Origin of the sequence: Sorangium sp. So ce145 (assembly GCF_051525985.1) — a bacterium.
GTDB classification, from domain to species: Bacteria; Myxococcota_A; Polyangia; order Polyangiales; family Polyangiaceae; genus Sorangium; species Sorangium cellulosum_B.
The window spans coordinates 3,450,054-3,476,546 of the sequence record NZ_CP150315.1 but is presented as its reverse complement, the minus strand read 5'-3'; the positions used below and the strand labels follow the sequence as shown (position 1 = coordinate 3,476,546).

Sequence of the window (26,493 nt, the reverse complement as noted above, 5' to 3'; positions counted from 1 at the left end):
CCCCGGGACGGCGCGCCGGTTCGCGCGGCGCGCCCGCTCACGTAGCCTTCGCGAAGATCCGCTTCAGCACCTCGCCCGTCGCCGTCGGCTGACGCGCCATCTCGCGCGGGGTGCCCTCCGCCACGATGCGCCCGCCGCCGGCGCCGCCCTCCGGGCCGAGCTCCACCACGTGATCCGCGCACGCGATAACCGCCGGGTGGTGCTCGATGATCACCAGCGTGTCGCCGCGCTCGACGAGGCGATCGAGCACGCGGACCAGGCGCGTCACGTCCGCCAGATGCAAGCCGGTCGTGGGCTCGTCGAGCACATAGAGCGTGGGCTTCGGCCGCGCGCCGGCCGTCAGCTCCGCCGCGAGCTTGAGCCGCTGCGCTTCGCCGCCCGAGAGCGTGTGCGACCCCTGGCCGATGTGGAGATAACCGACGCCGAGATCGCACATCGTCGAGAGCGGGGCGCGGATCTTCGGGTGGGCCGCGAAGACCTCGACAGCCTCCTCCGCGGTGAGGTCCAGGAGCTCGCCGACGGACAGACCGAGGTAGCGCACGTCGAGCGTCGCCGGCTCGAAGCGCGCGCCGCCGCACGCCTCGCAAGGCGTGGTCACGTCCGGCAAGAACGACATCTCGTGCGCGATGACGCCCTGCCCCTCGCACGCGGGGCACCGCCCGCCGGAGGCCGTGTTGAAGGAGAACCGCGCAGGGCCGTAGCCGCGCACCTGCGCGTCGGGGCAGGCCGCGTAGAGCTTGCGGACCTCGTCCCAGACGCCCAGGAACGTCGCGGGGATCGAGCGCGGCGTCCGCCCGATGGGCGACTGATCGACGGCCACCGCCCGCAGGATGCTCTTCGGCAGCCGCAGCGCCTTGTGCGGGCCCGGCTCGGGCGCCTCCAGCTCCAGCGCGCGGCGCGCGGCGGGGTAGAGCACCTTCTGGATCAGCGTGCTCTTCCCCGAGCCGGACACGCCGGCGACCACCGTCATCCGGCCCGCGGGGATCCGGAGCGTGTCCCCCTGGAGGTTGTGCGCGCGGGCGCCGAGGAGCTCGATGTGCTCGCGCACGGGAGGGCGCGCCGGGCGCGCGCTGAGCAGCGCATCCTCGCCGGCGAGCGCACGGGCGGTCGGCGAGTCGGGGTTCGCGAGCACCGCGCGCGACGGCCCCGCGGCGACGATCCTGCCGCCTTTGCGCCCGCCCGAGGGGCCGAGGTCGATCAGGTGATCCGCCGCGCGGATCGTGTCGGCGTCGTGCTCCACCATGAGCACGGTGCTGCCCATCCCGGCGAGCCGCCGGAGGTTGCCGAGCAGCCTGTCGGTGTCGCGCGGGTGGAGGCCGATGGTCGGCTCGTCGAGGACGTACAGCGCCCCGGTGAGGCCGCTGCCGAGCTGCGCCGCGAGCCGCAGGCGCTGCATCTCGCCGCCCGAGAGGGTGGCCGCGCGCCGATCGAGCGTGAGGTAGCCGAGGCCCACCTCGCAGACGAAGTCGAGCCGGCGGCAGAGCTCCTTGTGCGGCGCCTCGGCGATCAGCGCGCGGTCGCCCGTGAACTGTAGCCCCCTCGCCCACGCGGCCGCGGCAGCGACCGACCGGCCCGACGCCTGGTGATAACGCTCTCCCGCGAGCCGGACCGCCCGCGGGATCGGCGCGAGGCGCGAGCCGCCGCAGGCCTCGCACGGGTCGGGCGTCGCGAGCGCGTCGTCGTCGAAGTCCGAGGCGCCCGTCCCCTCGCATGACGCACACCGGCCCTGCTTCGTGTTGAAAGAGAACCAGCGGGGATCGAGCTCCGGGACGCCGACGCCGCAGCGCGGGCAGGTGCGCGTGGTCGAGAGCAGCTGCTCGCCGCCGCGGCCGCCGACGAGCTTGATTGCCCCCCGCCCGAACGCGAGGGCGCGATCGAAGAGGGCGCGATCCAGGCCGTCCATGCGGCCCTCGTACATCACGAGGTCGATCGAGTGCTCGCGGCGCTTGTCGAGGCGAGGAGGGCTGTCGGTCGCGCACGGCTCGCCGTCGGCGAGCGCGCGGGTGATGCCGGCCCGGGCGGCGGCGGTGAACACGTCGAGATACGTCCCCTTGCGCGCCACGACGGCGGGGGCGAGGAGCGTCCGCGCGCCGCGCGTCGAGACGAGCGAGCGGTAGACGTCGTCCGGCGAGCGCGCCTCGATCGGCACGTCGCAGTCCGGGCAGCGCGCCTCGCCGACCTTGGCGTAGAGCAGCCGCAGGTAGTGCGCGATCTCGGTCACGGTCGCGACGGTCGAGTTGGCGCCGGAGCGCGTGGTGCGCTGCTCGAGCGCGATCGAGGGGGGGACGCCGGTGACGCGATCGACGTCCGGCCGCGGCAGCGTGGGGAGGAACTGGCGCGCGTAGGGGGTCAGCGTCTCGAGGAAGCGCCGCTGGCCCTCGGCGAAGACCACGTCGAACGCGAGCGTGCTCTTGCCAGAGCCGCTCGGGCCGGTGATGACGACGATCTCGCCGTGCGGGATCACGGTCGAGACCTCGGCGAGGTTGTGCTCGCGCGCGCCCTCGACCTCGATCCGACCCCGGTCGACCGACGCGCGCGCGGCGGCGCCGCCGCGCTTGCCGGGCTTCGGGGCGGCGGGGGCCGCTGCCGAACCGCGCCGCGGGCGCCGAGCGCCGCCGTCGCCCCGCTGCGCGAACCACTCGGCCAGCGAGACGCCGGTCCGCGTCGCCGTCCGGGCCACCTCCTCGGGCGTCCCCTCGGCGACGACGCTCCCGCCCTCGCTGCCCGCGCCCGGGCCGAGATCGACGACCCAGTCCGCCGCGGCGATGACGTCGAGGTCGTGATCGACGACGATCACGGAGGCGCCCTCGGCCACGAGCACGGAGAGCGCGGCGTTGAGGTGCGTCACCTCCTCGGGGTGCAGGCCGGCGCTCGGCTCGTCGAGCAGGAAGAGCGCGCCCGCGCAGGGCTCGCCGAGCGCGCGCGCGATCTTCAGCCGCTGCGCCTCACCGCCGGAGAGCGTCGAGAGCGGCTGCCCGAGCGTGAGGTAGCCGAGGCCGAGCTGCTTGAGCGGCGCGAGCGCCCGCCGGATCGCCGGCTGCCCCACGAAGACCTCGAACGCCTCGTCGATCGAGAGGTCGAGCACGTCGGCGACCGAGCGCCCGTCGAGCTTCACCTCGAGCACCTCGTCGCGGAACCGCTTGCCCTTGCAGGTGGGGCAGGTCAGCGACACGTCGGCGAGGAACTGCATCTCGATCGTCTCGCTCCCCTCGCCCGCGCACGCCTCGCAGCGCCCGAGGGCGACGTTGAACGAGAAGTGGCCGGGCCCGAGATCCCGCGCCGACGCCTCCGGCTGCTCGGCGAAGAGCGCGCGGATGCGGTTCCATGCGCCGGTGTAGGTCGCAGGGTTGCCCCGCGAGGTACGCCCGAGCGGCGCCTGGTCGACGAGCGTGACGGTGCGGATGTCGGCCGTGCCCTCGATGCGCCTGTACAGGCCGGGCGCCTCGACGTCCTTGTAGCCGCGCGCCCTCGCGATGTGCCGGTAGAGCACGTCGTTCACCAGCGTGCTCTTGCCCGAGCCGCTCGGCCCCGTGATCGCCACGACGACGCCGAGCGGCACGTCGACCGTGACGTCGCGGAGGTTGTTCTCGCGCGCGCCGTGGATCGCGATCTTCCCGCTCGGCGCCCGGCGCTCCGCGCGCGCCGACGCCAGCGGGCCGCGCGCGGCGAGCCCGTCGGGCCGGCCGTCGAAGGTGACGCGCCCGCCCTGCTTGCCCGCGCCCGGGCCCAGCTCGACGACGCGATCGCTCGCCCGGATGACGAGGGGCTCGTGCTCGATGACGAGCACGGCGTTGCCGCGATCGGCGAGCTCGCGCATGGCCGCGATGAGCGGCGGGATGTCCGTCGGGTGCAGGCCGACCGTCGGCTCGTCGAGCACGAAGAGCGCGCCCGTCAGCGACGTGCCGAGCGCCGCGGTGAGCGCGACGCGCTGCGCCTCGCCGCCCGAGAGCGTGCGCGCCTGGCGGGCGAGCGAGAGGTAGCCCAGCCCGACCCGCTCGAGGTACCCGAGCCGCGCGATGAGCTCGCGGCGCGCCATCTCCCCCTGGCCCGTCTGGGGGCGCTCGGCCTCGAGGCGCGCGCGGGCGTCGCGGAGCTCGAGCTCGTGCCACGCGGCGAGATCCAGGCCGCCGACGCGGTAGAGGAGCGACTCGGGGGCGAGCCGCTTGCCGTTGCACGCGCTGCACACGTCGTAAGTGCGGTAACGCGCGAGCAGCACGCGGACGTGCATCTTGTAGGTGCGCGTCTCGAGCCAGCGGAACCAGGCCTTCACGCCGGGGTACTTCCCCTGGGTCCATGAGCCCTCGCCCTCGAGCACGAGCGCGCGCTGCGCGTCCGAGAGGTCGCGCCACGGCTTGTCGGTGCGGATGCCATTCCGCTCGCAGAACGCGCGGAGCAGCTTCCGCTCCCACGTCGTCGAGCGGCCGTTCCAGGGCCGGATCGCGCCGCCTGCGATCGACTTCGAGGGGTCCGGGATCACCTTGTCGTAGTCGATGCCGAGGGTGCGGCCGAAGCCGCGGCACGAGGGGCACGCGCCGGTGGGGGACTGGTACGAGAACAGCCCGGGGCGCGGCGGGTCGAAGGCGCGCGCGCACGAGGGGCAGGCGAGCCCGCGCACGAGCCGGAGCCGCGTGGGCCCCGCCCCCTGGCCGCCCTGCTCGTCGGCCTTGCGCTGCAGGTGGAGCGAGGCGTCGCCCCCGCTGCCCTTCCACGCCTCCTCGATGGCGGCGCCGAGGCGCCGGCGCTCCCGGGGGGCGACCCGGACGCGATCGACGATGACCTCGACCTTGTCCGCGCCGCTCATCGCCTCGGACGGCGCCACGGCGTCGATGTCGCGCGCCTCGCCGCGGACGAGCAGGCGCCGGTAGCCGGCGGCGAGCAGCGACTCGCGCACGTCGAGGAACCGCTCGGTCCCGGCGACCGCGATCGGGTACGTGACGAGCGCGGTCGCCCCCTCGTGCGCGCTCGCGGCGAGGTCGGCCGCGCGCGCCGGGTCGGTCCGCGCGGCCGGCGCCTCGCAGGACGGGCAGACAGGCACCGCCTCGCGCGCGAAGAGCGCGCAGAAATACGGCTCGAGGTCGGCCATCGTGGCGACGGTCGATCGCGAGCTCTTGACCGGCGCGCGTCGATCGACGGCGACGCCGGCCGCCACCGGCTCGAGCGCGTCGATCGGCGGACGCTCCAGCCGCTCGAGGAACTGGCGAGCGTACGGGCTGAAGCTCTCGACGAACCGGCGCTGTCCCTCGGAATAGAGCGTGTCGAGCGCGAGCGACGATTTGCCAGCGCCCGAGACGCCGGCGATGGCGACGAGCTCGCCGGGCCGGAAATCGAGGTCGATGCCCTGGAGGTTGTGCGTGCGGGCGCCGCGGAGACAGATCGAGTGCATAGGACGCGCGGTAGGGTGAACCCGCGGGGACGCCGTCCGGAGTGGACACGGCCGCGTGAAAACCGCGAGTGTTTAGCCCCCTTTCAGCCCATCGTCGCGAACGATCGTACGTGGGCGGCGTGCCGGCCCAGCGTGCTGCGGCATTGCGTTCCGCGTCGTCGAATTATCACGGCCCGTGGCAACGGGTGCGCACGGCGCTCGGGCGACCCGGCAAGCCGAGCGCGGCGGGCGCGCCCGGCAGGCGCGGCGGCTAGCCGTTGACGAGGAGGATCGAGAGGTAGCCGTAGTCGTTGCTTGTCCAGTTCGGGCTCAAGGTCTGGCCGCACATCCCGATGTTGTAGGTGCCCGCGGTGAGGTTGGTGATGACGGCGCTGAGCCCGAAGGGGACGCGGGTATCCGCGGGGACCCGGCCGCCGGCCATCCCGAGGCCGACCGCCTGGACCTCGTCGAGCACCGTGCCAGACGGCCCGGAACGAACCCGCTGGTAGCACATGTAGAGCTTGAGGCTGTCCGCAGGCGAGCCGTCCGTGCCCAGGTACCGATGCGCGGTCGCATAGATCGACTGGCTCGTCGACGAGACCGCCACCAGCGCTGTCGGCCCGAAAAAGTCGACAGGCCTCCCGACCGGCAGCGCGGTATGCGGCCCGACGCCCTGGACCGTCAACGTCAGCACGACCCCCTGGGCCCCGGTCGGACCAGTGGGGCCGGTAAACCCGCGTGGCCCCTGCGGACCGGTAGGACCCACTGGCCCCTGCGCACCGGTAGGGCCCACGGGTCCCTGCGGACCGGTAGGGCCCACGGGTCCCATGGGGCCGATCGGCCCCTCTGGCCCGAGCGGCCCCATTGGCCCCTCCGGACCGATCGCGCCCACCGGGCCTTCTGGTCCTCTCGGGCCCATCGGGCCCTCTGGACCGATCGCGCCCACCGGGCCTTCTGGTCCTCTCGGGCCCTCCGGACCGATCGCGCCCACCGGGCCCTCTGGTCCTCTCGGGCCGATCGGGCCCTCTGGACCGATCGCGCCCACCGGGCCTTCTGGTCCTCTCGGGCCCTCCGGTCCGGTCGCGCCCGTCGGGCCCTCTGGTCCCGTCGGGCCCATCGGACCTTCTGGTCCCATCGGGCCCTCCGGTCCGATTGCGCCTACCGGGCCTTCGGGCCCCATGGGCCCTGCCGGGCCCTCCGGCCCCCTGGGTCCAGCCACGCCTTCCGGCCCCGTGGGCCCGGTGGGGCCTGCGGCGCCCGTCGGCCCGATCGCTCCGCTCGGCCCGGCCGGCCCCGTCGGACCAGCAGCCCCCGCAGGCCCAGTCGCACCGACCCTCCCCTCCGGCCCCGCCGGTCCGACCGGGCCCGTTTCACCGGCAGGACCGATCGGTCCGGGCAGCCCCTGCGGACCCTGAAGCCCCGCCGGCGAGCCGACCCACTCGCCATTCTCGTCGATCACGAGGACGCCGTTCACGATGACCCCACGCTCGCCGAGCACCAACGTGTTGCCGCTCGTGGTGTTCACCGTGACCGAGGTCGGCGTGATGTCGCCGTTCACATTGCCGGCGAGCAGCGCGTACGGCACGCTCGCGACCGTCGCGCGCGGCGCCAGCTCGACATCGTCGCCCACGGTGATGCCGAGGTACCGCTCGGCGCCGTCGAAGATCGCCTGCTCGAACGGGACGATCGAGCCGAGGCGCACCGAGAAGAAGCCGTCCTCGAACGTGATCGAATGGACCTCGCTCCACAGGGGCGTCGAAGCGTCGCGCTCGTCGTAAAGGGCGAACACGACGTCGAGCGTCGCGCTGATGGGCACATCCCGCTCGTCGTAGAGCCGGCCTTGATGGGTGATGGTCGCCGGGACCGCCGCAGCCGCGGTCCCCGCGACCACGATCGCGCCCGCCGCCAGGGCGGATGCCGTCATGCATCGCGCGATCATCGATCTCCTCATCGCCAGCTCCTCGTCATGGCGAGCTCCCGTCGGCTCCGATGAGCCCTCCTCGCATCCGCACCTTGGGTGAGGTCGACGTCCCCTGGTTCTGCGTCGGCTGCCCGAGCGTGAACACCATGCGGTAGCGCGAGCTCCTCGCGACCTCGCCAGCCGTCACCGTCTCGGTCGCCCCGACGCGCCTGGGAGTCTGCACGCCACCGCCCTGCCCGCTGCCGCCGTGCCCATCGCCGCCCTGCCCGCCGCCGCCGTGCCCATCGCCGCCTTGCCCGCCGCCGCCCCACCCCCCATCGCCGTCCACGGTGCCGCCGTCCGCGACGACGCCGCAGCTGCAGCTGCACCCGGGGGTCAGCGCAGAGCTCACCACGATCGCCCCGAGCCAGGCCGATAAGCGCAGTCCGCGATTCACTGAGTCCTCCAGGCCGACGGCAGGTCGAGCGAAAGGACCATTGGACGAGCGGCGGCGATCGGCGTCAAGCGAGGACGCCGCCACCGCAGCGGGACGCGCCGCGCGTCAGCGAGACGCGCGCGCAGCAGCGGCGCCGCGCGGGCGCGGCCCTGTGAAGCGGTGTGGACAGGCGGCGGCGCGCGCGCTATGCGGCCGCGTGAGCCGCGCTGGCAAAGAGAAGGAGCGAGAGGGGGAGAAGCTCATCGTGCGCAACAAGCGCGCGACGTTCGACTACACCCTCGACGATCGGTTCGAGGCAGGGTTGGTGCTGCTCGGCAGCGAGGTGAAGATGCTCCGCGACGGCGCGGCCGAGCTCACCGACAGCTGGTGCGCCATCGAGAACGGGGAGGCGTTCCTGAAGGGGGTCAACATCCCCGTGATGCCCGGCGCCGCCTTCGGGCACGAGGCGAAGCGCCCGCGCAAGCTGCTGCTGCACGAGAGCGAGATCGAGGCGATCCGCAAGAGCGTGGAGCGGGAGGGCATGACCGTGATCGCGACCCGCCTCTACTTCAAGAACGGGCGCGTGAAGGCCGAGATCGCCCTCGCGAAGGGGAAGAAGACCGTCGACAAGCGCGAGAGCCTGAAAGAGAAGGACGCCACCCGCGAAGCCCGCGCGGCGATGGAGCGGGCCCGCGGCGGCGCCGCCCGCGCGCGGAGCGCCGGGCTGCGGAGGCCGGAATGACGTCGCACCTCACCTGGTCCAAGGGCGGCGAGGCAGAGCTCGTCGAGATCGACGGCGATCGCGTGCGGCTCCACTCGACCGCCTCCTCGGCGCCAGGAGCGCGCGTGGAGGGCTCACTCCAGCCGACAGGGACGGCGATCCGGGTGAAGGTCGCCCGGTGCCGCCTGCGCACACCCACCGAGCCCAACGACGCGGCGCCCGGTGAGCGCACCTACGAGCTCGAAGGCCGGCTCATCGATGCGACGCGCGAGGTCCGCGCCGAGCTGGCGCGGCTCGTCGGCGGCGAACGCACGGGCTGAGCCACGACGATCCGTCCAGCAGCGAACGCCCAGGCTGTTCGGCAGCGGCAGCGCGGCGCGGCTCGTCCGGCGGCGAGTGTTGCGATGGCTCATCGCGACCCATACGCTGGCTCTCTATGAAAATTACGTCGCGCCCTCGTGTAATTCTGCGCCGCTGCTCGACGTATGACGTTGCGAAGATCCGCAGCATCGTGCGCAGCGGTCTCGAAGAGCTCTCGCTGCGGCCACACGGCCGGACGCTCATCAAGCCCAACGTCGTCGCGTCGGGCGCACACTTTCCGCACGCGTACACGCGGCCCGAGTTCGTCGAGGGGGTGATCGGCGCGCTCAAGGATCGCGACGACGGGCGCGTGAGAGAGCTCGCCGTCGGGGAGCGCTGCGGCATCACGCTCCCGACCCGCATGACGTACGAGAGCGCCGGCTATTACCCGATGTTCCGCCGGACCGGGGTCAAGCACTACCACTTCGAGGAAGAGCAGCAGGTCGAGATCCCGCTCACGCACGAGGGCCGGCTGCGCGACTACGTGTTCACGCCGGAGCCCGTCGCGAAGGCCGACTTCTTCGTGAACTGCCCCAAGTTCAAGTCGCACCCCTGGACCACCGTGACCTTCTCGATGAAGAACTACATCGGGATCCAGGACGATCGGCACAGGCTCATCGATCACGATCACCGGCTGAACGAGAAGGTCGCGGATCTCCAGTACATCGTGCAGCCGCAGTTCATCGCGATCGACGCCATCACCGCGGGCGAGGGGCGGATGCTCACGCCCTCGCCGTTCGACCTGGGCCTCATCATCATGGGGAACAACCAGGTCGCGTTCGACTCGGTCTGCTGCCAGATCATCGGCGTCGATCCGAGGAGCGTCGAGCACATCCGCCTGGCGTCGGAGCGCGGCTTCGGCCCGATGGACCTCGGCGAGATCGAGATCACGGGGGACGTGACGCTCGAGGAGGCGAAGCACAAGGCCAAGGGGTTCAAGGTGGGCCTCGTCCGCGTCGAGAAGTACTTCGAGGGCACGAACATCACGGCCTACGCAGGCTCGCCGCCCGAGCCCGAGCGCACCGACTACTGCTGGGGCGGCTGTCCAGGGGCCATCGAGGAGGCGATCGAGATCCTGCGCGAGTACGACAAGGAGTGCGACGCGAAGATGCCGCGGATGCACGTCGTGTTCGGCGCCTACGAGGGCCCCATCGACGCGAAGCCGGGCGAGAAGGTGATCTTCATCGGCGACTGCGCGACGTACAAAGGGAAGATCGGCGATCAGCTGGTCAGCGTCGAGAGCCTGTACCGGGAGCGGAGCGCGCGGGACCCCTACACAGCGAAGCACGATGACGTCCTCGCGAAGATGGTGAAGGTGACGACCAAGCTCGCGATGGCCCGGAACGAGACCACCCTCCGGCTCGAGGGCTGCCCCGTGAGCGTGGCGGAGCAGGTGCTCACGCTGGTCACGCTGGGCAAGACGAAGAACCCGTACTTCGCCCCCGACCAGCTGCTCGACTTCAACAAGGCGTACGTCGCCTGGCGCGGGGCTTCGCTCGCGAAGCGGATCGCCGGCAAACCCTACCAGGTCCACGGCGCCTGCTCGCGCGGCGACGCGGCGCCCGAGCTCCCGTCCGAGCCGCCTAGCTCGCAGGCCGCAGAGTGAGATCGAAGAGGACGTCGAGCTCGTCCCGCACCTTGAAGGCGCCGAGCGGCCCCTTGACCTCGCGCACGCCGAGCGCGGCCATCGACAGCTGACAGGTACCCGTCACCCCGATCGCGCCGTCGCCGCGATCGCGCGAGGAGAGCCGCGCCACCAGCGAGGCGCTCCCCGAGGCGACCTGGACGCGCACCTCGGCGCGGTCACGCGCGGCCCCCGAGGCGCGCACCGCCACGATCTCGGTCCCCGCGAGCACCTCGCCGCGCAGGCGCCGCTCGATGTCGCCGCGATCTCCCGCGGAGAGCGCGTCGGGATCGACGCGATCGCCGCGCAGGACCCCCGCGACGGAGAGCTTGGCCACGGGGACCTCGAGCTCGGCGGTCCATGACTCGCCGTCGAGCCGCGCCCGACCGCGCAGCTCGGACGCCGTGATCTCGAGGTCGTGCGCCAGGCGCGCGAGCATCCCTACGGCTCGGGTGTGGATCGTCAGGCGGGACGCGTTCGGATCGAGGTGCAGCTCGCTCATCGGATGGAGCTCCTTTTCATTTCATCATCATGCCAGGGCGCGCCGGTCAGCGACGCTTGGAGCGGCGGGGGCCATCGGGCACGAGCACGTAACGGCTCGACGACGGCTCGGGCTGCCGGAGGAGCTCGGCTCGGAGCAGCGCCTCCGCGAGCCGCGCCTCGATGACCTCGTCCGTGACGCCTGGCTCGAGCGTCACCACCGCGGCCTGGATGTCGCGCGCCAGGGCGTCGAACTCCGCGCTGTCGAAGGCGTAGATGTCGTCGGGGAACAGGAACGCCAGCGGCTTCCGCTCCACGGCCGTGTTCGTCAGCGCCGCCAGGTCGCTCTCGACGATGAGCATGACGCGAGCCCGCAGGCACATCCCCCTGCAGCGCGTCGCCAGCGCCTCGGACGAGCCGACGAGCAGGACCGATCGAGGCGCGTTGACCGCCTTGGTGGCCTCGTCGTCCCCGTGCTCCTGAGTCATTCCCTGAAGAGTACGTGAACGAGCGGATGAAGCCATCCCTCTTGCGCCGCTCACGCCATCGCGGTGGACGTCAAGCAGCCGGCCGGGGCAAGGCGAGCCGAGCTCCCGCGGCCTGGCCCGCGCGCTACTCCCTGCAGCGAGCCGCCGCGACGAGCGCGAGGACGAGGGCGCTCGACGCGAGGAGGGCGGCGCTCGCGGGCTGCCCGAGCCCGAGCGGCGGCGGGCCGCCGAGGAGGTTGACGGCGTTGCCCCGGGGCAACAGTGCGCCGATCACCCCGGCAGAGCCACCGAGCAGGAGATCGGCCGCGAGCGGCACGAAGCGGCCGAGGCCGCGCCGGAAAAAGGTCGCACCGAGCGAGAACCAGCCAGCGTAGGCGGCTCCGGTGAGCGCGCCGATCCACCCACTGACGAGCATGTCTCGGACGAATGGCGCAGCACCGGGACGATGCGCGACGGCGACGACGACGGCGGCGAGCAGCGCTCCCACGAGGGCGGAAGCGAGGGCCGTGGCCAGGGCGATGCCGAGCGCGACATGGTGGGACGAGGCGCCGAAGCGGGCCGCCGGCCAGGCCGCGTCGCGCAGCGTGGTGCGATCGGCGGCGTCGGCGGCGAGGGCGAAGATCGTGAGCGGCGTGGCGAGGCGGAACGTGGAGAGCAGCGCCCGGTCCACGGCCCCGGAAGACCCGAACGCGATCTCGATGACCGCGGCCGCGAGCGCGAGCGCGGCGCCGAGCCCGAACGAAAGCAGCGGACGCCGCGCGCGGAGGCGGCTCAGGGTCATCTCCATCCCGAGGCGGACGCCCGTCAGCGCGCGCCCGCCCCGCTCGGCCCCCCCTTCCGCGGGAGGAAGCGGCCGCGCTGCGGCGCTCGATGCGCTCTCACCCACCATCGTGGCGTCCTGTCTCCGTGGCGTGCGGCGAACCGTCGGCCCCAGGCGGGTCGGCCCCCCTACGTCCGCCGGCAGCGGCATCGCCGTGCGCCGACAGCGGCACACCAGCGGGCGCGGACGGACCGTCCGACGGCCGGTCGAGCGGCGCTGCCGGGCCGAGCGGCGCCGGCGCGTCGAACGCCGCCACCGCGAACGGCCCCTCGGGCGCGCCCGGCAGCGGGGCAGCGCCCTCGATCGCGGGTGCGCCGAAGGGGCGGCGCGAGCGAACGGCGGCGAGGTGCAGCGCGGTCGCCGCCCGCACGTCGTGCATCGACGGGGGCGGCGAGGAGATCGCGATGAGCGTGACGTCTTCCCTCGCGGCCGCGTCCAGGATCGCGAGCGCGGCCGCCTCCCTGTCCGCGGCCCGGATCCGCAGCGTCGACGACGCCTCCGCGGGCCCCTGCTCCCACGCGCCCGCGCGCACGGCGGGAGCGCTCGCGAGCGCCGCGGCGAGCGCGCGAGCGCCGGGCGCGTCGGGCGCCCGCTCGTGGACGAGCACGTGGATCTCGACCTCGGGCCGCCCCGCGCCCGGCGGGTCCGCGCCCGGGGCAGCGGCGAGGCGCTCGCCGGCGCCGGGCTCGGTCCGCGCGATGACGCCGCGATCGAGCACGTGGATGCGGTCGGCCAGGGCGCTCGCGTCGACGGTCGAGGACGTGACGAGCACGACGCAGGCGCCAGCTGCAGCGAGGGTACGCAGGCGCTCTCGGACCGGCTCCGGAGACGGCACGGCGACGTCGGCGAACGGCTCGACGAGGCAGAGCAGGAGCGGCCGCGGCACCCCGAGGGCGAGCGACAGCTCGACCGCCCGGGCCTCGGAGAAGCTCAGCGAGGCCGCGCGGCGGGCGAGGAGCGGCGCGAGGCCGAGCGGCTCGAGGAGCGCCGGGGCGCCGCTCGCGGGCGCGCCGCGGGCCCGGAGCGCGACCGACATGGACGACGCCACCGACGCGCCGTCAGGCAGCTCCGGGGTGGCGGCCAGGACGCCGATCCGCGCCCGCGTCGCCGCGCTCCGGTGCGGGTCGCGCCCCGCCACGACGACGCGGCCGGCGAGGGGGGCTGCGCGCCCTGCGAGCACCTCCGCGAGGGCGAGCGTCCCGTCCTCCGGGGCGCCGAGCACCGCGTGCACGCCCGGGCCGAGCGCCAGGGACAGGCCCGAGAGGCCCCCCCGAGGGCGCCCCTCTTCGCCGGCGCCGTCGCGCGCGCGCACGCCCTCGAGCACCACGACAGGAGCGCCCGGGCTCATCCTGCAGGGCCTCCCGCCGAGCGGGCCGCGAAGGAGAGGAACGCGCCGAGCGCTCCCGGGATCGACCACCTCGAGTCGCCGGAGAGATCGGCGAGCCCCCAGGGGACGAGGGTCAGCACCAGGAACAGGGCGCGCCCTCGCGCCCCGGCGACGCGGCCGCTCGCCGCGGCGAGGCCGCCGAGCGTCACACCGGAGACCACACCGAACAGGGCGAGCGCGGCGCCGTACGCGAGGTGCCGGAGGCCGAGCAGCAGCGAGCCGGAGAGGAGCGCCGCGAGCACCGAGAGCGCGGCCAGCGGGAGCGCGACGACGCGCGCGACCTCGAGCATCGCGGCGAGGCTGCGCACGCCGTGGAGCGAGGCCCGCGAGATCCCCCGCGCGGCGGCGAGCGCCTCGATGCCGTCGCGGCGGTCGGCCCCGGGGCGATCGTGCGCCGCCGCGAGGGCGATGGGGCCGGCGGCCGCCCACGCGAGCCCGCGCGCCGCGGACCCGAGCAGCGCCTCCAGCGAGGTCGTCCCGTCGTCCAGCCGGAGCACGAGCGCCATGACGCCGCACCCCAGCGAGATGAGCGCCGCCATGGCGAGGCCGAGCCGCCCGCCGCGCGCGCCGCGGAGCCGCGCGCAGCCGAGCGCGACGGCCGCGCGCAGCGAGCGCCGCGCGGCCGCGCGCCGCCGCGCGGGATCGTCCGGACGCTTGCTCGTCGCGTCGCGCGGTTCGGGGTCGTGCGGGCGGGTCATCGGAGGGAGCGTGCGGACGGCGCGGCGGCGACGCGCGCTGCTAGCGCTGCCCTTCCAGGCGCCCGGGCGCAAGGCGAATGTGCCACGGGCCGGAACGCGCCGCCGGAATGTGGTGCCGCCGCGCGCCAGCGCCACCCGTCGCGACGCCGATGGGCCTCAGTCGTACGAGAACCCGCGGCGGCCCTTGTGCTTGCGCTTGCGCTCCTTGTCGGCGACGCCGATCTTGCCCCACTCGTAGGTGATTCGACGGCGGAAGGCGCCCAGCGCATCGCCGCCGTACAGGAAGAGCTCGCGCGGCGAGTCCGTCTCGCCGATCGTGGGCTCCCAGAGATCCGACGGGACGAACGCGAGCAGCGCCGGCGCGCTCATGCGCATCCGGGCGATGAGGAGCCCGCACGTCGTCCCGTCGCCCGGGCGCGCCCGCTTCGCGCGCTTGACGCGCCCGCGCGGCGCCCCGTTCACCGCGGCCGGCCGCGCGCAACCGCCGCCGAGCACGAGCTCCTCGTTGCCCCGGGGGTGCCAGGTCCACATGCGCTCCACGCTGAACGCCCCCTCGGCCGACCCGGCCCGGGACGCGTTGCGCACCTCCTCCGGCGCGAGCGCCGCGAGCTGCGCCGCCGCGCGCGCGTCGACGAGCGGCTCCAGCCGGAGCGGGCGATCGCGCGTCACCTCGAGCACCACCTCGAAGCTGTTCACCTCGCCGGCACAGCAGCGGACGCCGACCTCGGGGCGGCGCGTGTCCGGCTTGGCGCCGCGCCCGTGGGCGCATCGCCCCACGAGCTCGCCCGTCGGCCCGTTGCCTCCGCGCAGCGTGACGAGCCCCGGCTTGCCGCTGTCCCGCAGCCACTGGCTCGACGTCCAGGTCCATACGCCGCCATGGAGATCGTGCACCCCGAACGCGCTCACGCACCCGGCGTTCACCCCGTTGGGCGTCAGGACCCGGCTCTGCCCGGTCGCGCAGGCCGGCGCCTTGTACGTGTCGCCGTACTCGTACGTGGTGTTGTCCGGCCCCTTGCAGGCCCGCTCGATCTCGAGCTCCGTGCAGAGGCGCTTGCCCTGCGCCTCGCACAGCGCGCGCGCCTCGTCCTGCGCGATGTTCGTGGTCGGGATCGCGCCGACCTCGTTGGGGTACGAGAAGATGTCGATGTAGAAGCCGTGCATCACGACCTGCGCGCCCGCCATCTCCTCGTCGGCGATGCGCGGCAGCCGGTCCGGCGGCGTGCCCGCGATGAGCACGCCCTTCGGGATCCACGCCATGCCGGGGCGCGGCTCCGGCTCGGTCTGGCTCACGTCCCAGGGCGGGGCGGCGTCGAGATCGGCGTCCATGCCCGGCGGGGCGCCGCCGCGATCGCAGCCGGGAGAGGCCGCGAGGAGGCCGGCGAGTGAGGCGGCGGCGGCGAGGGCCTTCCCCCCCGGCGCGCGGACGGAGCGCTGCTCGCCGAGGCCCACGGGCTCACTCGGCGTCGCGCTCGCGGAGGTTCAGCTCCTTCATCTTGAGCTGGAGCCCCTTGCGCGAGATCTTGAGGAGCCGCGCGGCGTGGGTGACGTTGCCGTGCGTCTGCTTGAGGGCGCGCTCGATGAGGTCGCGCTCGAGCTTGCTCATCGCCGCCTTCACCTGCTCCTTCAGCCCGTCGGGCGTCGACGGCGCGGCGGAGGTGTCCGCGGCGGCGGCCGCGAGCGGCAGCGCCGCGCCGGGCGCCGACGTGGCGCCGCCGCGGATCTCCTCCGGCAGGTCGTCGAGGCGGATGCGCGCGCCGTCGGCGAAGAGCAGCGCCCGCTCGACGACGTTCTCGAGCTCGCGGATGTTCCCCGGCCAGGCGTGCGAGGCGAGGCGCTCGAGCGCCTCGGGCTCGATGCTCTCGATGCTCTTCTTGAGGCGCGCGTTGAACTTCGCAACGAAGTGGGCGCAGAGGTGGGGGATGTCGCTCCTCCGGTCGCGCAGCGCGGGGAGCGCGATCGGGACGACGTTGAGCCGGTAGAAGAGGTCTTCCCGGAACGTGCCCGCCGCGATCTCCCGCTTGAGGTCGCGGTTGGTGGCGGCGACGAGCCGGACGTCGACGTGGATGGTCTTGATGCCCCCGACCCGCTCGAACTCGCTCTCCTGCAGGACGCGCAGGAGCTTCACCTGCATCTCGTTCGGGATCTCGCCGATCTCGTCGAGGAAGAGCGTCCCGCCGGAGGCGAGCTCGAAGCGCCCCGGCTTGGAGGCGACCGCGCCGGTGAAGGCCCCGCGCTCGTAGCCGAAGAGCTCCGACTCCATGAGGTCCTTCGGGATGGCCGCGCAGTTGACCTTGATGAACGGCCGGTCGCGACGGCCGGAGTTCTCGTGCAGCGCCCGCGCGACGAGCTCCTTCCCGGTGCCGCTCTCGCCGCTGATGAGCACCGTGGTCGGCGTGTCGGCGACCCGCTCGAGGATCGCGTAGAGCTCCTGGATGGGCGGGCTCTCGCCGATGATGCCGAACCGGTCGGAGCCCCCCCGGGGCTGCGCCGCGGAGACGTCCCGCGTCGCGTCCGCGCTCGCGAGATCGCGGGTGCGGAGGGCCTTCTTCACGACGACGCGCACCTCGTTCTGATCGAACGGCTTCGTGATGTAGTCGAACGCGCCCGTCTTGAGCGCCTCGACGGCGTTGTCGACGGTCCCGTGCGCCGTGAGCAGCACCACAGGCCGCGACGGGTCGTCGCGGAGCGCGGCGCGGAGCAGGTCCATGCCGTCGACCTTGGGCATCCGGAGATCGGTGATGACCAGATCGATGTGGTGCTCCTTCAGGAACGCGAGCCCCTCCTCGCCGTCTTCCGCGGTGTGGACCTCGTAGCCATCCCGGCTGAGCTGGGCGCTGAGGACCCGCCGGAGGTTCGCCTCGTCATCCACGACGAGGATCTGCTTCTTTTCGGGGAGCATCACCGGGCGAGACTAGCAGAACCGGAAACCAAGCAAGCGCCGGGACCGTCCCTCGACGCTCCGGCCTGCCGACCGGCGCGCCGCGCGGGCGCGCCGGCGGCGTTCCCGGCCCGCTCCCCGCGGCCGCCGCCTCGCTCGGGGCTCCCGTCCCCCGGCCGTCGCTTCGCTCGGCGCTCCAGCCGTCGCTTCGCTCGGCGCTCCTGTCCAGCTCCCCTGGCCGCCGCTTCGCTCGGCGCTCGCCGCGCCGGTCGGCAGGCCGAACGCATTGCCTCGAGGTCCGTAATAGTTCCTTTTTCTCGCTGCCGGCGAAGCGGATCAGTATGCTGCGGCCACTTCTCGGAGGGCGGCTCGGATGCGTGTGCTTCGGACTTGGCTGGTCGGTCTCGGCGCGGGGATATTCCTCGCCGCGGGGTTGGCCTTAGCAGGAGATCCGGCCATCGAATACCCCGAGTGCTACCGCACGGCGACCCCCGCCGACCTGGAAGGCGCGAAGGGGGCGCACAAGGCCGCCACGCAGTTTTACGAGCGCGCCGACTACGATCGCGCCATCCAGTACTGGAAGGACGCTTACCAGCTCGACTGCTCGGCGCACGGCGTGCTGATCAACATCGCCAACGCCTACGAGAAGAAGGGCGAGCGGGCCGAGGCGGTCACGGCGCTGGAGACCTACCTGGCCCGCACGCCGGACGCGAGCGACGCGCAGACGATCCAGGACAAGATCCAGAACCTCAAGAACGCCCTCCGGCCGGCGCCGAGCGCCAGCGCGAGCGCGTCCGCATCGGCGCCGGCGGTGCTCCCGACGGCTCCCACCGCCTCGGCGATCCCGGACCGCCCCAAGGAGGAGCCTCCGCCGCAGCCTCCTTACGGCTATTCGCCGTGGGTCGCGACGGGCGCCGGGGTCGTCACGCTGCTGGTCGGCGGGATCCTGACCTCGAGCGGCTTCGCGGACATCGGCGCCGCCGAGGACCGTTGCCCGTCGCGCAAGGGCTGCACGGAGGACGTGGCCGAGCGGGGCAATCAGGGGCGCACGCACGCGACGGTCGGCGGCGTGCTGCTCGGGTTGGGCGCCGCCGGCGTCGCCGGTGGCCTCATCTGGGAGCTCGGGTTCAACCAGCCCTGGCCGAGCAAGATCCAGCTGACGCCGGTCGCTGGGCCGGGCGCGGCCGGGCTCGGCATGGCCGGCCGCTTCTAGGGCTGGCGACCTGGCGCCGGGCGCGACGGCGACGTGGTCGGGCGCCCCGGCCGCACGGGACGGCGCGGAGGCAGAGGCTGGCAAGAGAGCGCCGCGTCGCGAGCGAGCGCTCACCGGCGCATCGTCTACTCTCCTGTCGTGCATCTCAGCTCCTACGCCCGCTCGCCCCTGACACGGCGCCGTCTGCACAGGATCGCGCTCCCCTGCGCGCTGCTCGCCGCGCTGACGGGCACGATGACGGCGGTGCTCGCCGATGGCGACGCCCCTGCGCCCGCGATCTCGCGGGTCGGCCGTCTCCTCGTGCCCACGGCCGTCGCGGCGCCCGCCGATCCCTCCGCGCCACCCAGCGTCGCGATCCTCGCGACGCCTCCGGGGGCGGCCCGGACCACGCTCCACATCGCGCCGATCGGCGGAGCCAAGGCCGGCCCCGCGCTCGCCACGCTCCGGCACCTGAGCGACGCCGTGGTCCGCGCCCGCGTCGTCCCGCGAACGCGGCTCGTGGTCGCGACCGCCGAGACGAGCCCGTCCAGCGACCGCTCGTTCAACGCGAGCCTCTTCCGGATCCAGCCGGGCGCAGAGCCCGTCGCGCTCTGCGACGGCGTGGTCCACGCGAGCCGCCCGCTCGTCACCGCCGAGGGGCGCGTCTTCGTCTCGCGCGGCGTCGCCGGCCCGGAGCCGCGGCCCGACAACGACCCCGCGCGGCTCCGGGTCGACGCGCTCACCATCGACGAGGTCGACCTCGCCACCGGCGCGATCCGCACCGTGCACCGACACACCGGCCACCTCGCCTTCCTCGCCGGCGCGTGGAACGGCGAGCTCGTCCTCTACCGCGTCTCCCCGGCGTCGGCCGACATCGTCCTCGTGGACCCCGACTCCGGCGCGACGCGGGTGATCGCCCCGTCGATCCCGCCGTTCGCGCGCGACTTCTCGATCGACGCCGCGGCGGGCGCGCTCGTGTTCCAGGAGCGGCACGAGACCGATCCGGGCCTGTGGGTCATCGATCGGATCGATCTCGCCCGGGGCAAGCGCACCCGGCTCGAGGCGAGCGCGAGCCACGGCCTCGCCCCGTACGCCTGGCCGGGCGGCGGGCTCGCGTACACGCCCGAGCGCGCCACCGGCTTGTTCGTCGTCGGCGCGCGCGCCGCGATCCGCAGCCCGCTCGGCCCCGGCATCGACGCCATCCAGGCCGTCTCGCAGGACGCGGCGTGGGTGGCGGCGCTGCACACGAACCCGTCCGCGTTCGCCGTCCCCTTCGCGATCCGGGTCGAGAGCGGCGAGGTCGCCGCGATCCCTGCGCCCCCCGGCGCGCGCATCGCCGTCGCCGGCTTCACCACTGCGAAGGAGGGCCCGTGAGGGGCCGCCTTCTCTTGATCCCGGCGGCGCTCTCCGCGGCCGCGCTGGTCGCGCCGGCCGCGCGCGCCGCGTACTGCCCCTGCTTCACCGCGTCGAGCGCGTACAACGATCGCGGCTGCGCGATCGAGGCCGTGCCCGGGATCAACCCCTCCGTCGCGGAGTGGAACGCCATCTTCGACCGCGTCTCGCGGGGCCCCGAGGCCTGGGGCGACGCCGGTCCGCCGGCCTTCAACCTCGGTCAGGGCTGCGATCTGCCCGAGGCGCGGCGCGACGTTCCCGCCACGTTCCCCTGCGAGCTGCTCAAGGCGATCGCCATGCAGGAGTCGGGGTGGCAGCAGTTCTGCCCGCCGGACCGGCCCATGGATCAGGCGGGGGGGAGCTCGCGGACGATCATCTCCTTCGACTGCGGCTACGGCGCCTCGCAGATCACGAGCGGCATGCGGCGCGGCGACAGCCCGGATTTCGATCCGCGCCGCGTGGCCGCGGAGCCGACCTACAACGCGGCCACCGGCACCCAGATCCTGGCCGCGAAGTGGAGGGCCACGCGCTGCGTCGGCGACCGGCAACCCGCGTTCATCGAGCACTGGTACAGCGCCGTGTGGGCCTACAACGGGCTCGCGTACGTCAACAACCCGAACAACCCCAACTACGACGCGGGCCGCGGCGTCTACGACCCGGCGATCGGCGGCGCCGTTCCGTACCAGGAGCGGGTGTTCGGCTGGATGGAGCACACCGGGGGGCGCTGGGAGAGGACCGAGGTCGCCTACCCTGATCTGGGCGAGATCGGCGGCACAGGCGCGCCGCCCGCGCTCTCCGATCCCCGCTGCGCGTCCCCGACGGACTGCACGCGCAAACGTCCCCTCCATCTCACGCGCTGCGCGGACGACGGCGGCGAGACGGGCGGCGGCGGCGCTGGCGGCGATGGCGGCGCTGGCAGCGGCGGCGGTGAAGGCGGGAGCGGCGGCGCTGGCAGCGGCGGCGGTGAAGGCGGCGGCACGGGCGGCCGCGGCGGCACAAGCGGGAGCGGCGGCGCGGGAGGCGCGCCCGTCACGACAGCAGGGCACGGCGGCGCCGGAGCCCCCCTGGGCAACGACGACGATGACGAGACGACCTCGACGACGGTCGGCATCTACGGCCGCTGCACCTGCGATGCGCCCGGGAGCGGCGCGGCGGCCGGCTCGACGCCCTGGCTGGCGCTCGCCGCCGGGGCGCTCGCCGCCGCGTGGCGGGCGCGTCCGAGGGGCCGGCGCGTGCGCTGACCTCGACCGCGATGCTGGGATCGCCCTGATCCCCAAGCTCGTCGCCGCACGGCCATCCCGGCGCGGGCTCGCATTCGCAGCAGAGTTCGTGGCCATCCAGACGGTCTGAACTTCCGGTGAGCACGACGTGGACGCCTGGGGGCTGCACCAGCACGTCCAGGCCGCGCTCCGCTGAGGCGGGGAGCGCCGCCAGCGGGTGGTGAAACGCGAGGAACCGTGTCGGCAGCTCCGAGGACGCATACCAGCAGCTCCGGGAACCCGTACCAGCAGCTCCGAGGAGCCATACCAGCAGGTCCGGGGACGCGTACCAGCAGCTCCGGGGACGCATACCAGCAGCTCCGAGGAGCCATATCAGCAGGTCCGGGGACGCGTACCAGCAACTCAGGGAACCCGTACCAGCAGCTCCGGGGACGCATACCAGCAGCTCCGAGGAGCCATACCAGCGGGTGCTGACGGACGACTCGAGGCTGTCGGCAAGGGCCCCGGGCCTGCTGGCGAGCGCGCCGCATCTGCTGGCGCGCGCCCCGCATCTGCTGGCGCGCGCCCCGCATCTGCTGGCGCGCGCCCCGGGCCTGCTGGCGAGCGCGCCGCATCCACTGGCGAGCGCCTCGGATCCGTTGGCGTGCGCTCCGGGTCTGCCGGCGTGCGCCGATGGGCACCGGGGGAGCGTCGCGGGGCGGCGGTCCGGCCGACGCGACGCGCCGGGCGTCCCGTTCTCTCGATGGACAGCGTCCCGCCCCCTGCGGAAGTCGCGCGCGGCGCCGTCGCGCACGCTAACCTCGCCCCCGATGCCGACGGTGCGGGGATCCGAGCTCATCGAATCGTGGGCTGCCCGGCGCGGCCTCGCGTTCACTCTCCGCCCCGACGAGGCGTGGTTCCGCCGCTGGGAGCCCTACGACACGATCGCGCCGCCCTCCGCCTACATCCGCGCGTGTACGTGGATGACGAACCCCGGGCATGTGGTGCTCGTCGAGCCCTGGTACGCGGACGGCGATGCGGATCCGCTCGAGCGCACGCTGCTCGGCTTCGCGTCGCACCCGGCCCTCCGGCACCGCGCGTCGATGCGCGTCGGCGAGCACTTCCTGACGCGCGTCGCCTTCATCGAGAGCCCTCCCCCGCCGCGGGTCGTCCTCGGCGACGCGCTCTGGGACGCCCACGTGACGACCTTCGCCGCCTCGACGCGCGAGGCCGCCGCCGCGTTCCACCCGCGCCTGCGCAAGCTCCTCGCCACGCGCGGCTTCCATGGACACCTCGAGCTGCGCCGCGGCGGGCTCGTGGTCCACTGCGCCGGGCTGCGGCCCGCCCCCGAGCATTACGAGAGCCTGCTCGGGGTCGTGCGCGAGATCGTCAGCGCGGCCGTGCTGTGACAACAAGCCGTGCCCGGTGGGAAACGCGGGGCCTTGGGCTCGTGCGATCGCGCGTCTGCGCGCGCTTTCGCGGTGCCGCGCCCGCGGCCGGGCCGGGAGCTCGATCCTGGATCGGCGCCCCGACGGGGATTATACCGGACGCCGCGTCGTGGCGGCGCACATGCCGCACGAACATCCAGTGTCGCACGGACGCGGCAGCGGCACGGGGGAGGGTTGATGGAGCTCGTCGAGCTGCGTTTCGAGAACTACAAGGCATTTCATCGCCCGGCGACGCTCGAGCTGCGCCCGCTCACGCTGCTCATCGGCCGCAACAGCGCCGGCAAGAGCGCCGTGGCCCGGTTGCCGCTGCTCCTGTCGCGGGCCTTGGATGGCCGCGCCGAGTCCCCGGTCGAGCTCGAGGTCGACGGCGTCGACTTCGGCGCGTCGTTCCTCGATCTGATCCACAACCGCACTCCGCATGGCGCCATCGGGCTCGGCGCCGCCTTTGAAGACGACGCCCGATCGCGCATCGATGTGCGGGCGAAGATCCAGCACGTGAGCGAGTACATGCTGCAGGTGGTCTCCGCACTCGAGCTGCGCACGCCCGACGGCTACCCATGGCTCAAGCTCACCTGGATCGGGGCGAACCCGCTCGAGGACCCCGCTCCTTACCGCCTCGATACCGCCGATGGCACGCGCGAGGTAACCCTCTCGTTTCGCGGACTGCTGCCCGAGCCGGAATTTCGATCACAGCTCGCCGAGCTGGGCCTCACCGAGATCGCTCGGACCTTCGAGATCTGCGAGGAGTTCGTGCGGACGGCCCTCGCGCGCGTGGGTTACCTCGGCCCGTTCCGCGAGGCCCCGCAGCGGCTGTATCGCTTCCCGGGCGGCAACCCCGCGAGCGTCGGGCGCCGCGGCATCAACGCGCCCGCGCTGCTCGCGGCCGACTACCTGCGGCGTAGCGGCGTGGTCCTGCAGAGCGTGAGCGACTGGTACCAGCAGCACCTCGGCGGCTGGCCGCTCAGCATCGCCCGGCAGGGCGACTCGTTCGCGGTCGTCCTGCGAAATCCGGCGAACCCCGCCATCGAGGTGAACCTCGCCGACGTTGGAACCGGCCTGAGCCAAGTCCTGCCTCTCGTCGTGCAGCGCCAGTTCGAGGCGATCACCGGCAAGGCCGGCGGCATCGAGATCGTCGAGCAGCCGGAGTTGCACCTGCACCCCGGCGCGCACGGGGACCTCGCCGACCTGTACATCGAGGCGGCAAAGCAGCACGGCGCGCGGTTCGTCATCGAGACGCACTCCGAGAACTTCGTGCTTCGCGTCCGGCGCCGCATCGCCGAGAAGACGCTCGATCCGGACCGGGTCAGCCTCTACTGGGTCGATGATGCGCCCCAGGGCGGCAGCGAGCTGAAGCGGATCGAGATCCTGCCGACCGGAGACGTGTCCGACTGGCCCCGCGGCGTGTTCTCGGAGGACTTCGAGGAGGCCAAGGCGATCCGCGCCGCGCAGCGGGAGCACGCGTGAGGGTCCGCTTCTCGCAGGAGGTCCTCGAGCGCGAGGACGGCGCGACGTGGCGCGCGCTGGCACGGATCGTCGACGCCTTCGCCGAGGGGCGCCACGTCTGGGAGATCGACGATCCCGACGCCATCGAGGCGAGCCGCTGGATCGCGGGCGACGCCGGCAGCCGCGAGGCGAAGCGTTCGCTTGAGATCATGCGGAAGTCCTACACCGAGGCGCTCTACGCGCCCCCGAGCCGTCGGACGCACGCGTTGCTGATCGTCGTCGGCGCTGACCTCGACCCGAACCAGGCCAGGGAGTGCCTCGAAGCGCCGGCCCACGTGATCGTCGAGAACCGCGAGAGCGACGGCGCTTTCCTCAAAGCGATGGTCCGGGCCTTTGGACGAACCGACCTCGAGGTGGCGATCGAGCGCGGCTGGGTGGATATCGTTCACGCTGGCGGGGTCGGCGAGCTCGAGAAGCGCGTCAACGAGCGCGTCAGCGCGGTCCCAGGGCCATGCCGGGTTTTTGTGTTCTGCGACAGCGATCGCATGCATCCGGCGCACAACGACACCGAGGCCATCAAGGTGCTGGCGGCTTGCTGCGCGCACCACGGGGTGCCGGGCCACGTCCTTCACAAGCGCACGATCGAGAGCTACCTGCCGAAGGGATCGCTGCAGCACCTGAAAAGGCCGGACGTCTTCACGGCGTTCTTCGGCGCGCTCAGCGATGTCCAGCGGGATCACTACAACATGAAGGACGGCTTCGAGCGGCCGAAGACACCAGGCGGTGATGTCGCCGTGCGCCCGGAGCACAGGGGCCTCTTCGGCGGGCTCGCCCAAGACGTTCTCCGCAGGCTCTGCGGCGGGTTCGGCAGCGATGCCTGGCGCTTGTTTCTGTGGACGCGCTCGGAGATCACCGCAGCGTCCGTCGAGGAGCGCTGCACGACGAACCCCGGCGAGATACCCCGGCTCCTTGACATCATCGAGGCCCTCGTCTGAGCTTTCCGGCGCAGCCCATGGTGACACCGAACGAGCCCCCTCCGCCCATCCTCAGGTCTGAGGTCGCCCTGCTGGACGAGCTCCTTGGTGAGATTTCAACTGGGAAAGTCAGGATCCCGCGCTTTGAGCGCCCGTTCGTCTGGCGCCCGGAGGACATGCTCGCGCTCTTCGACAGCATCCGACGTGGCTACCCGATCGGCAGCCTGCTGCTCTGGGATACGAGCGAGGCCGTGCAGAGCCTCGACCACTTCGGCCCGCTCGCTCTGGCGCAACCCGGGACGAGCCCGGTGACCTATGTGCTCGACGGCCAGCAGCGGCTCTCGACGCTCTTCGGCGCGCTCAGGCTGCCGGCCGACTTCCCTCGCGATGCCCAGCTCCACAACTGGCGCTGGTGGATCTTCTACGACCTACACACCCAGGAATTCGTCCACGTCCCGAACAAGGAGCCTGCCGCGCACCTGTTCCCGATCCGGGCGATGCTGCGAACCATGGATTTCCTCCGGATGTCACGAGCCATCGCGAGCAAGCTCGCGTGTGATCCGGATCCGCTCCTCGCCAAGGCGGAAGCGGTTGCGCAGCAGTTCAAGACGTACCAGCTCGCGGTCACCCGCATCAAAGGTGGAACGCTGGAGCAGGCCATCGACATCTTCTCGCGTCTCAACACGATGGGGCAGTCGATGACGCCGGACCAAATGCTCACGGCGCTTACGTACCGCGAGGGCGAGGGCGCGTTCAATCTCGCCGATCGCATCGACCGAGTGCAGGAGCATCTCGCTGGCTATCATTTCGAAGGGATGGCACGGAGCGCCGTTCTTCAGGCGATCGCTGCGGCCGCGACCGTAGACGTGCGCAGTAGCGATTGGAGGCAGCTCCGCGACGCGCTCCCGGCAGCAGTCAACGCCGCCGAGGCCGGCCTGCTCCGGGCGGCGCGCTTCCTCCTCGAGGAGGTCGGTGTCCCCGGTGACAAGCTCCTCCCCTACGCCAACCAGATGGTCCTCCTCGGCGAGTTCTTTCACCTGAAGGCCGAGCCGGACGCGGGAGAGAAGGCGCTGCTCCGGCGATGGTTCTGGGCGACGTCGTTCTCCGGCTGGTTCGCCGGGGCCAACACGACGCAGATCAACGACGCGCTCGACGGGATGCGGCAGCTCGCGCGAGGCGAAATTGCGACGCTCCCTGCCGATTGGTTCTCCGGCCCCACGCGCCCCTACCCCCTGCGCTTCGACTTGCGGAGCGCGCGGGTGCGGACGCTGCTCCTCACGACGCTCTTCTGCCGCCTGTCCCCGCTCGACACGACCGGTGCCCCACTCGATGTGCGCCGGCTGCTCTGGGAGCAGGAGAAGAGCTACCTCGCCTTCCGGCACGTGTTCCCTGCAGGCTCGGGTGCGCTGGCCTCGAACCCGGCAAACCGCGTCCTGCTGCCCATCGTCCCCGGGAAGGCGGCGCGAACACAGCTGCTCGCCATCCCCGACGACGTCCGCGAGCGCGTGCTCGCGAGCCACGGGATCCCTCTCGAGGCGTTCGAGGCGCTCAAGCGAAACGATCGGAGCGGCTTCATCGAGGCCCGCGCCGCGCACCTGGCGCAGATCGAGCGCGCGTTCCTGACCGAGCTCGATCTGCCGCTGCCTGCGCAAGATGCGGGCGAGGCGGAGGTCGACACCGACGGCGACTGA

At 73.1% G+C, this 26,493-nt stretch carries 20 protein-coding genes; 10 read left to right on the top strand and 10 right to left on the bottom strand.

Features of this window, described 5'->3' with window-relative positions:
- Positions 1 to 37: 37 nt before the first annotated feature.
- From uvrA to WMF34_RS13340, 3 genes are all read right to left on the bottom strand, one after another.
- On the bottom strand, positions 38 to 5,383 hold the full coding sequence (gene uvrA, locus WMF34_RS13350) for an excinuclease ABC subunit UvrA (RefSeq protein ID WP_437993513.1): 5,346 nt from the start codon (positions 5,381 to 5,383) through the stop codon (positions 38 to 40).
- 250 nt (positions 5,384 to 5,633) lie between these two features.
- Positions 5,634 to 7,286 (bottom strand): collagen-like protein, encoded by a 1,653-nt coding sequence (locus WMF34_RS13345; protein ID WP_437993512.1) that lies wholly within the window; start codon positions 7,284 to 7,286, stop codon positions 5,634 to 5,636.
- 40 nt (positions 7,287 to 7,326) lie between these two features.
- The gene (locus WMF34_RS13340; protein WP_044964772.1) at positions 7,327 to 7,719 is read right to left on the bottom strand and encodes a hypothetical protein; all 393 of its coding nucleotides are present in this window, start codon (positions 7,717 to 7,719) and stop codon (positions 7,327 to 7,329) included.
- Positions 7,720 to 7,915: 196 nt separating this feature from the next.
- On the opposite strand from WMF34_RS13340, the gene smpB reads away from it, so the two are divergent.
- The 3 genes from smpB to WMF34_RS13325 all read left to right on the top strand — a co-directional run bounded on the left by smpB (position 7,916) and on the right by WMF34_RS13325 (position 10,385).
- Positions 7,916 to 8,440, top strand: coding sequence for an SsrA-binding protein SmpB (smpB, locus tag WMF34_RS13335; RefSeq protein WP_044968393.1), 525 nt, complete (start codon positions 7,916 to 7,918; stop codon positions 8,438 to 8,440).
- Complete coding sequence (locus tag WMF34_RS13330; protein WP_012235200.1) at positions 8,437 to 8,739, top strand: hypothetical protein; 303 nt, start codon at positions 8,437 to 8,439, stop codon at positions 8,737 to 8,739. The genes smpB and WMF34_RS13330 overlap by 4 nt, the downstream gene beginning before the upstream one ends.
- Positions 8,740 to 8,930: 191 nt before the next feature.
- Complete coding sequence (locus tag WMF34_RS13325; protein ID WP_231864821.1) at positions 8,931 to 10,385, top strand: DUF362 domain-containing protein; 1,455 nt, start codon at positions 8,931 to 8,933, stop codon at positions 10,383 to 10,385.
- On the opposite strand, the gene WMF34_RS13320 is transcribed toward WMF34_RS13325, so the two are convergent.
- From WMF34_RS13320 to WMF34_RS13290, 7 genes are all read right to left on the bottom strand, one after another.
- Positions 10,363 to 10,905, bottom strand: coding sequence for a hypothetical protein (locus tag WMF34_RS13320; protein ID WP_012235198.1), 543 nt, complete (start codon positions 10,903 to 10,905; stop codon positions 10,363 to 10,365). The genes WMF34_RS13325 and WMF34_RS13320 overlap by 23 nt on opposite strands.
- A gap of 46 nt (positions 10,906 to 10,951) precedes the next feature.
- Entirely contained in the window at positions 10,952 to 11,371 is a 420-nt protein-coding gene (locus WMF34_RS13315) for a hypothetical protein (protein WP_437993511.1), read from the bottom strand.
- Positions 11,372 to 11,495: 124 nt separating this feature from the next.
- The gene (locus WMF34_RS13310) at positions 11,496 to 12,260 is read right to left on the bottom strand and encodes a hypothetical protein (RefSeq protein WP_437993510.1); all 765 of its coding nucleotides are present in this window, start codon (positions 12,258 to 12,260) and stop codon (positions 11,496 to 11,498) included.
- Positions 12,250 to 13,539: an ABC transporter ATP-binding protein gene (locus tag WMF34_RS13305; protein ID WP_437993509.1), complete on the bottom strand. Its 1,290-nt coding sequence runs from the start codon at positions 13,537 to 13,539 to the stop codon at positions 12,250 to 12,252. Before WMF34_RS13305 ends, WMF34_RS13310 begins: the two co-directional genes overlap by 11 nt.
- The gene (locus WMF34_RS13300) at positions 13,536 to 14,276 is read right to left on the bottom strand and encodes a hypothetical protein (protein ID WP_080598861.1); all 741 of its coding nucleotides are present in this window, start codon (positions 14,274 to 14,276) and stop codon (positions 13,536 to 13,538) included. The genes WMF34_RS13305 and WMF34_RS13300 overlap by 4 nt, the downstream gene beginning before the upstream one ends.
- Positions 14,277 to 14,432: 156 nt before the next feature.
- The gene (locus tag WMF34_RS13295; RefSeq protein ID WP_437993508.1) at positions 14,433 to 15,725 is read right to left on the bottom strand and encodes a formylglycine-generating enzyme family protein; all 1,293 of its coding nucleotides are present in this window, start codon (positions 15,723 to 15,725) and stop codon (positions 14,433 to 14,435) included.
- 4 nt (positions 15,726 to 15,729) lie between these two features.
- Entirely contained in the window at positions 15,730 to 17,175 is a 1,446-nt protein-coding gene (locus WMF34_RS13290; RefSeq protein WP_012235192.1) for a sigma-54-dependent transcriptional regulator, read from the bottom strand.
- Between the two features lie 358 nt (positions 17,176 to 17,533).
- Here WMF34_RS13290 and WMF34_RS13285 point away from each other — a divergent pair, with 358 nt between their 5' ends.
- From WMF34_RS13285 to WMF34_RS13255, 7 genes are all read left to right on the top strand, one after another.
- Complete coding sequence (locus WMF34_RS13285; protein WP_437993507.1) at positions 17,534 to 18,367, top strand: tetratricopeptide repeat protein; 834 nt, start codon at positions 17,534 to 17,536, stop codon at positions 18,365 to 18,367.
- Between the two features lie 138 nt (positions 18,368 to 18,505).
- Positions 18,506 to 19,720 carry a hypothetical protein gene (locus tag WMF34_RS13280; protein ID WP_437993506.1) on the top strand — a complete coding sequence of 405 codons (1,215 nt, stop codon included), beginning with the start codon at positions 18,506 to 18,508 and terminating at the stop codon, positions 19,718 to 19,720.
- Positions 19,717 to 20,979 (top strand): hypothetical protein, encoded by a 1,263-nt coding sequence (locus WMF34_RS13275; RefSeq protein WP_437993505.1) that lies wholly within the window; start codon positions 19,717 to 19,719, stop codon positions 20,977 to 20,979. Before WMF34_RS13280 ends, WMF34_RS13275 begins: the two co-directional genes overlap by 4 nt.
- 788 nt (positions 20,980 to 21,767) lie before the next feature.
- A complete protein-coding gene (locus WMF34_RS13270) occupies positions 21,768 to 22,346 on the top strand; it encodes a hypothetical protein (RefSeq protein WP_437993504.1) in 579 nt (192 codons plus the stop codon).
- A gap of 33 nt (positions 22,347 to 22,379) precedes the next feature.
- Complete coding sequence (locus tag WMF34_RS13265) at positions 22,380 to 23,849, top strand: AAA family ATPase (protein WP_437993503.1); 1,470 nt, start codon at positions 22,380 to 22,382, stop codon at positions 23,847 to 23,849.
- Entirely contained in the window at positions 23,846 to 24,823 is a 978-nt protein-coding gene (locus tag WMF34_RS13260) for a hypothetical protein (RefSeq protein ID WP_437993502.1), read from the top strand. The genes WMF34_RS13265 and WMF34_RS13260 overlap by 4 nt, the downstream gene beginning before the upstream one ends.
- A 17-nt stretch (positions 24,824 to 24,840) precedes the next feature.
- Positions 24,841 to 26,493 (top strand): GmrSD restriction endonuclease domain-containing protein, encoded by a 1,653-nt coding sequence (locus WMF34_RS13255; protein WP_437993501.1) that lies wholly within the window; start codon positions 24,841 to 24,843, stop codon positions 26,491 to 26,493.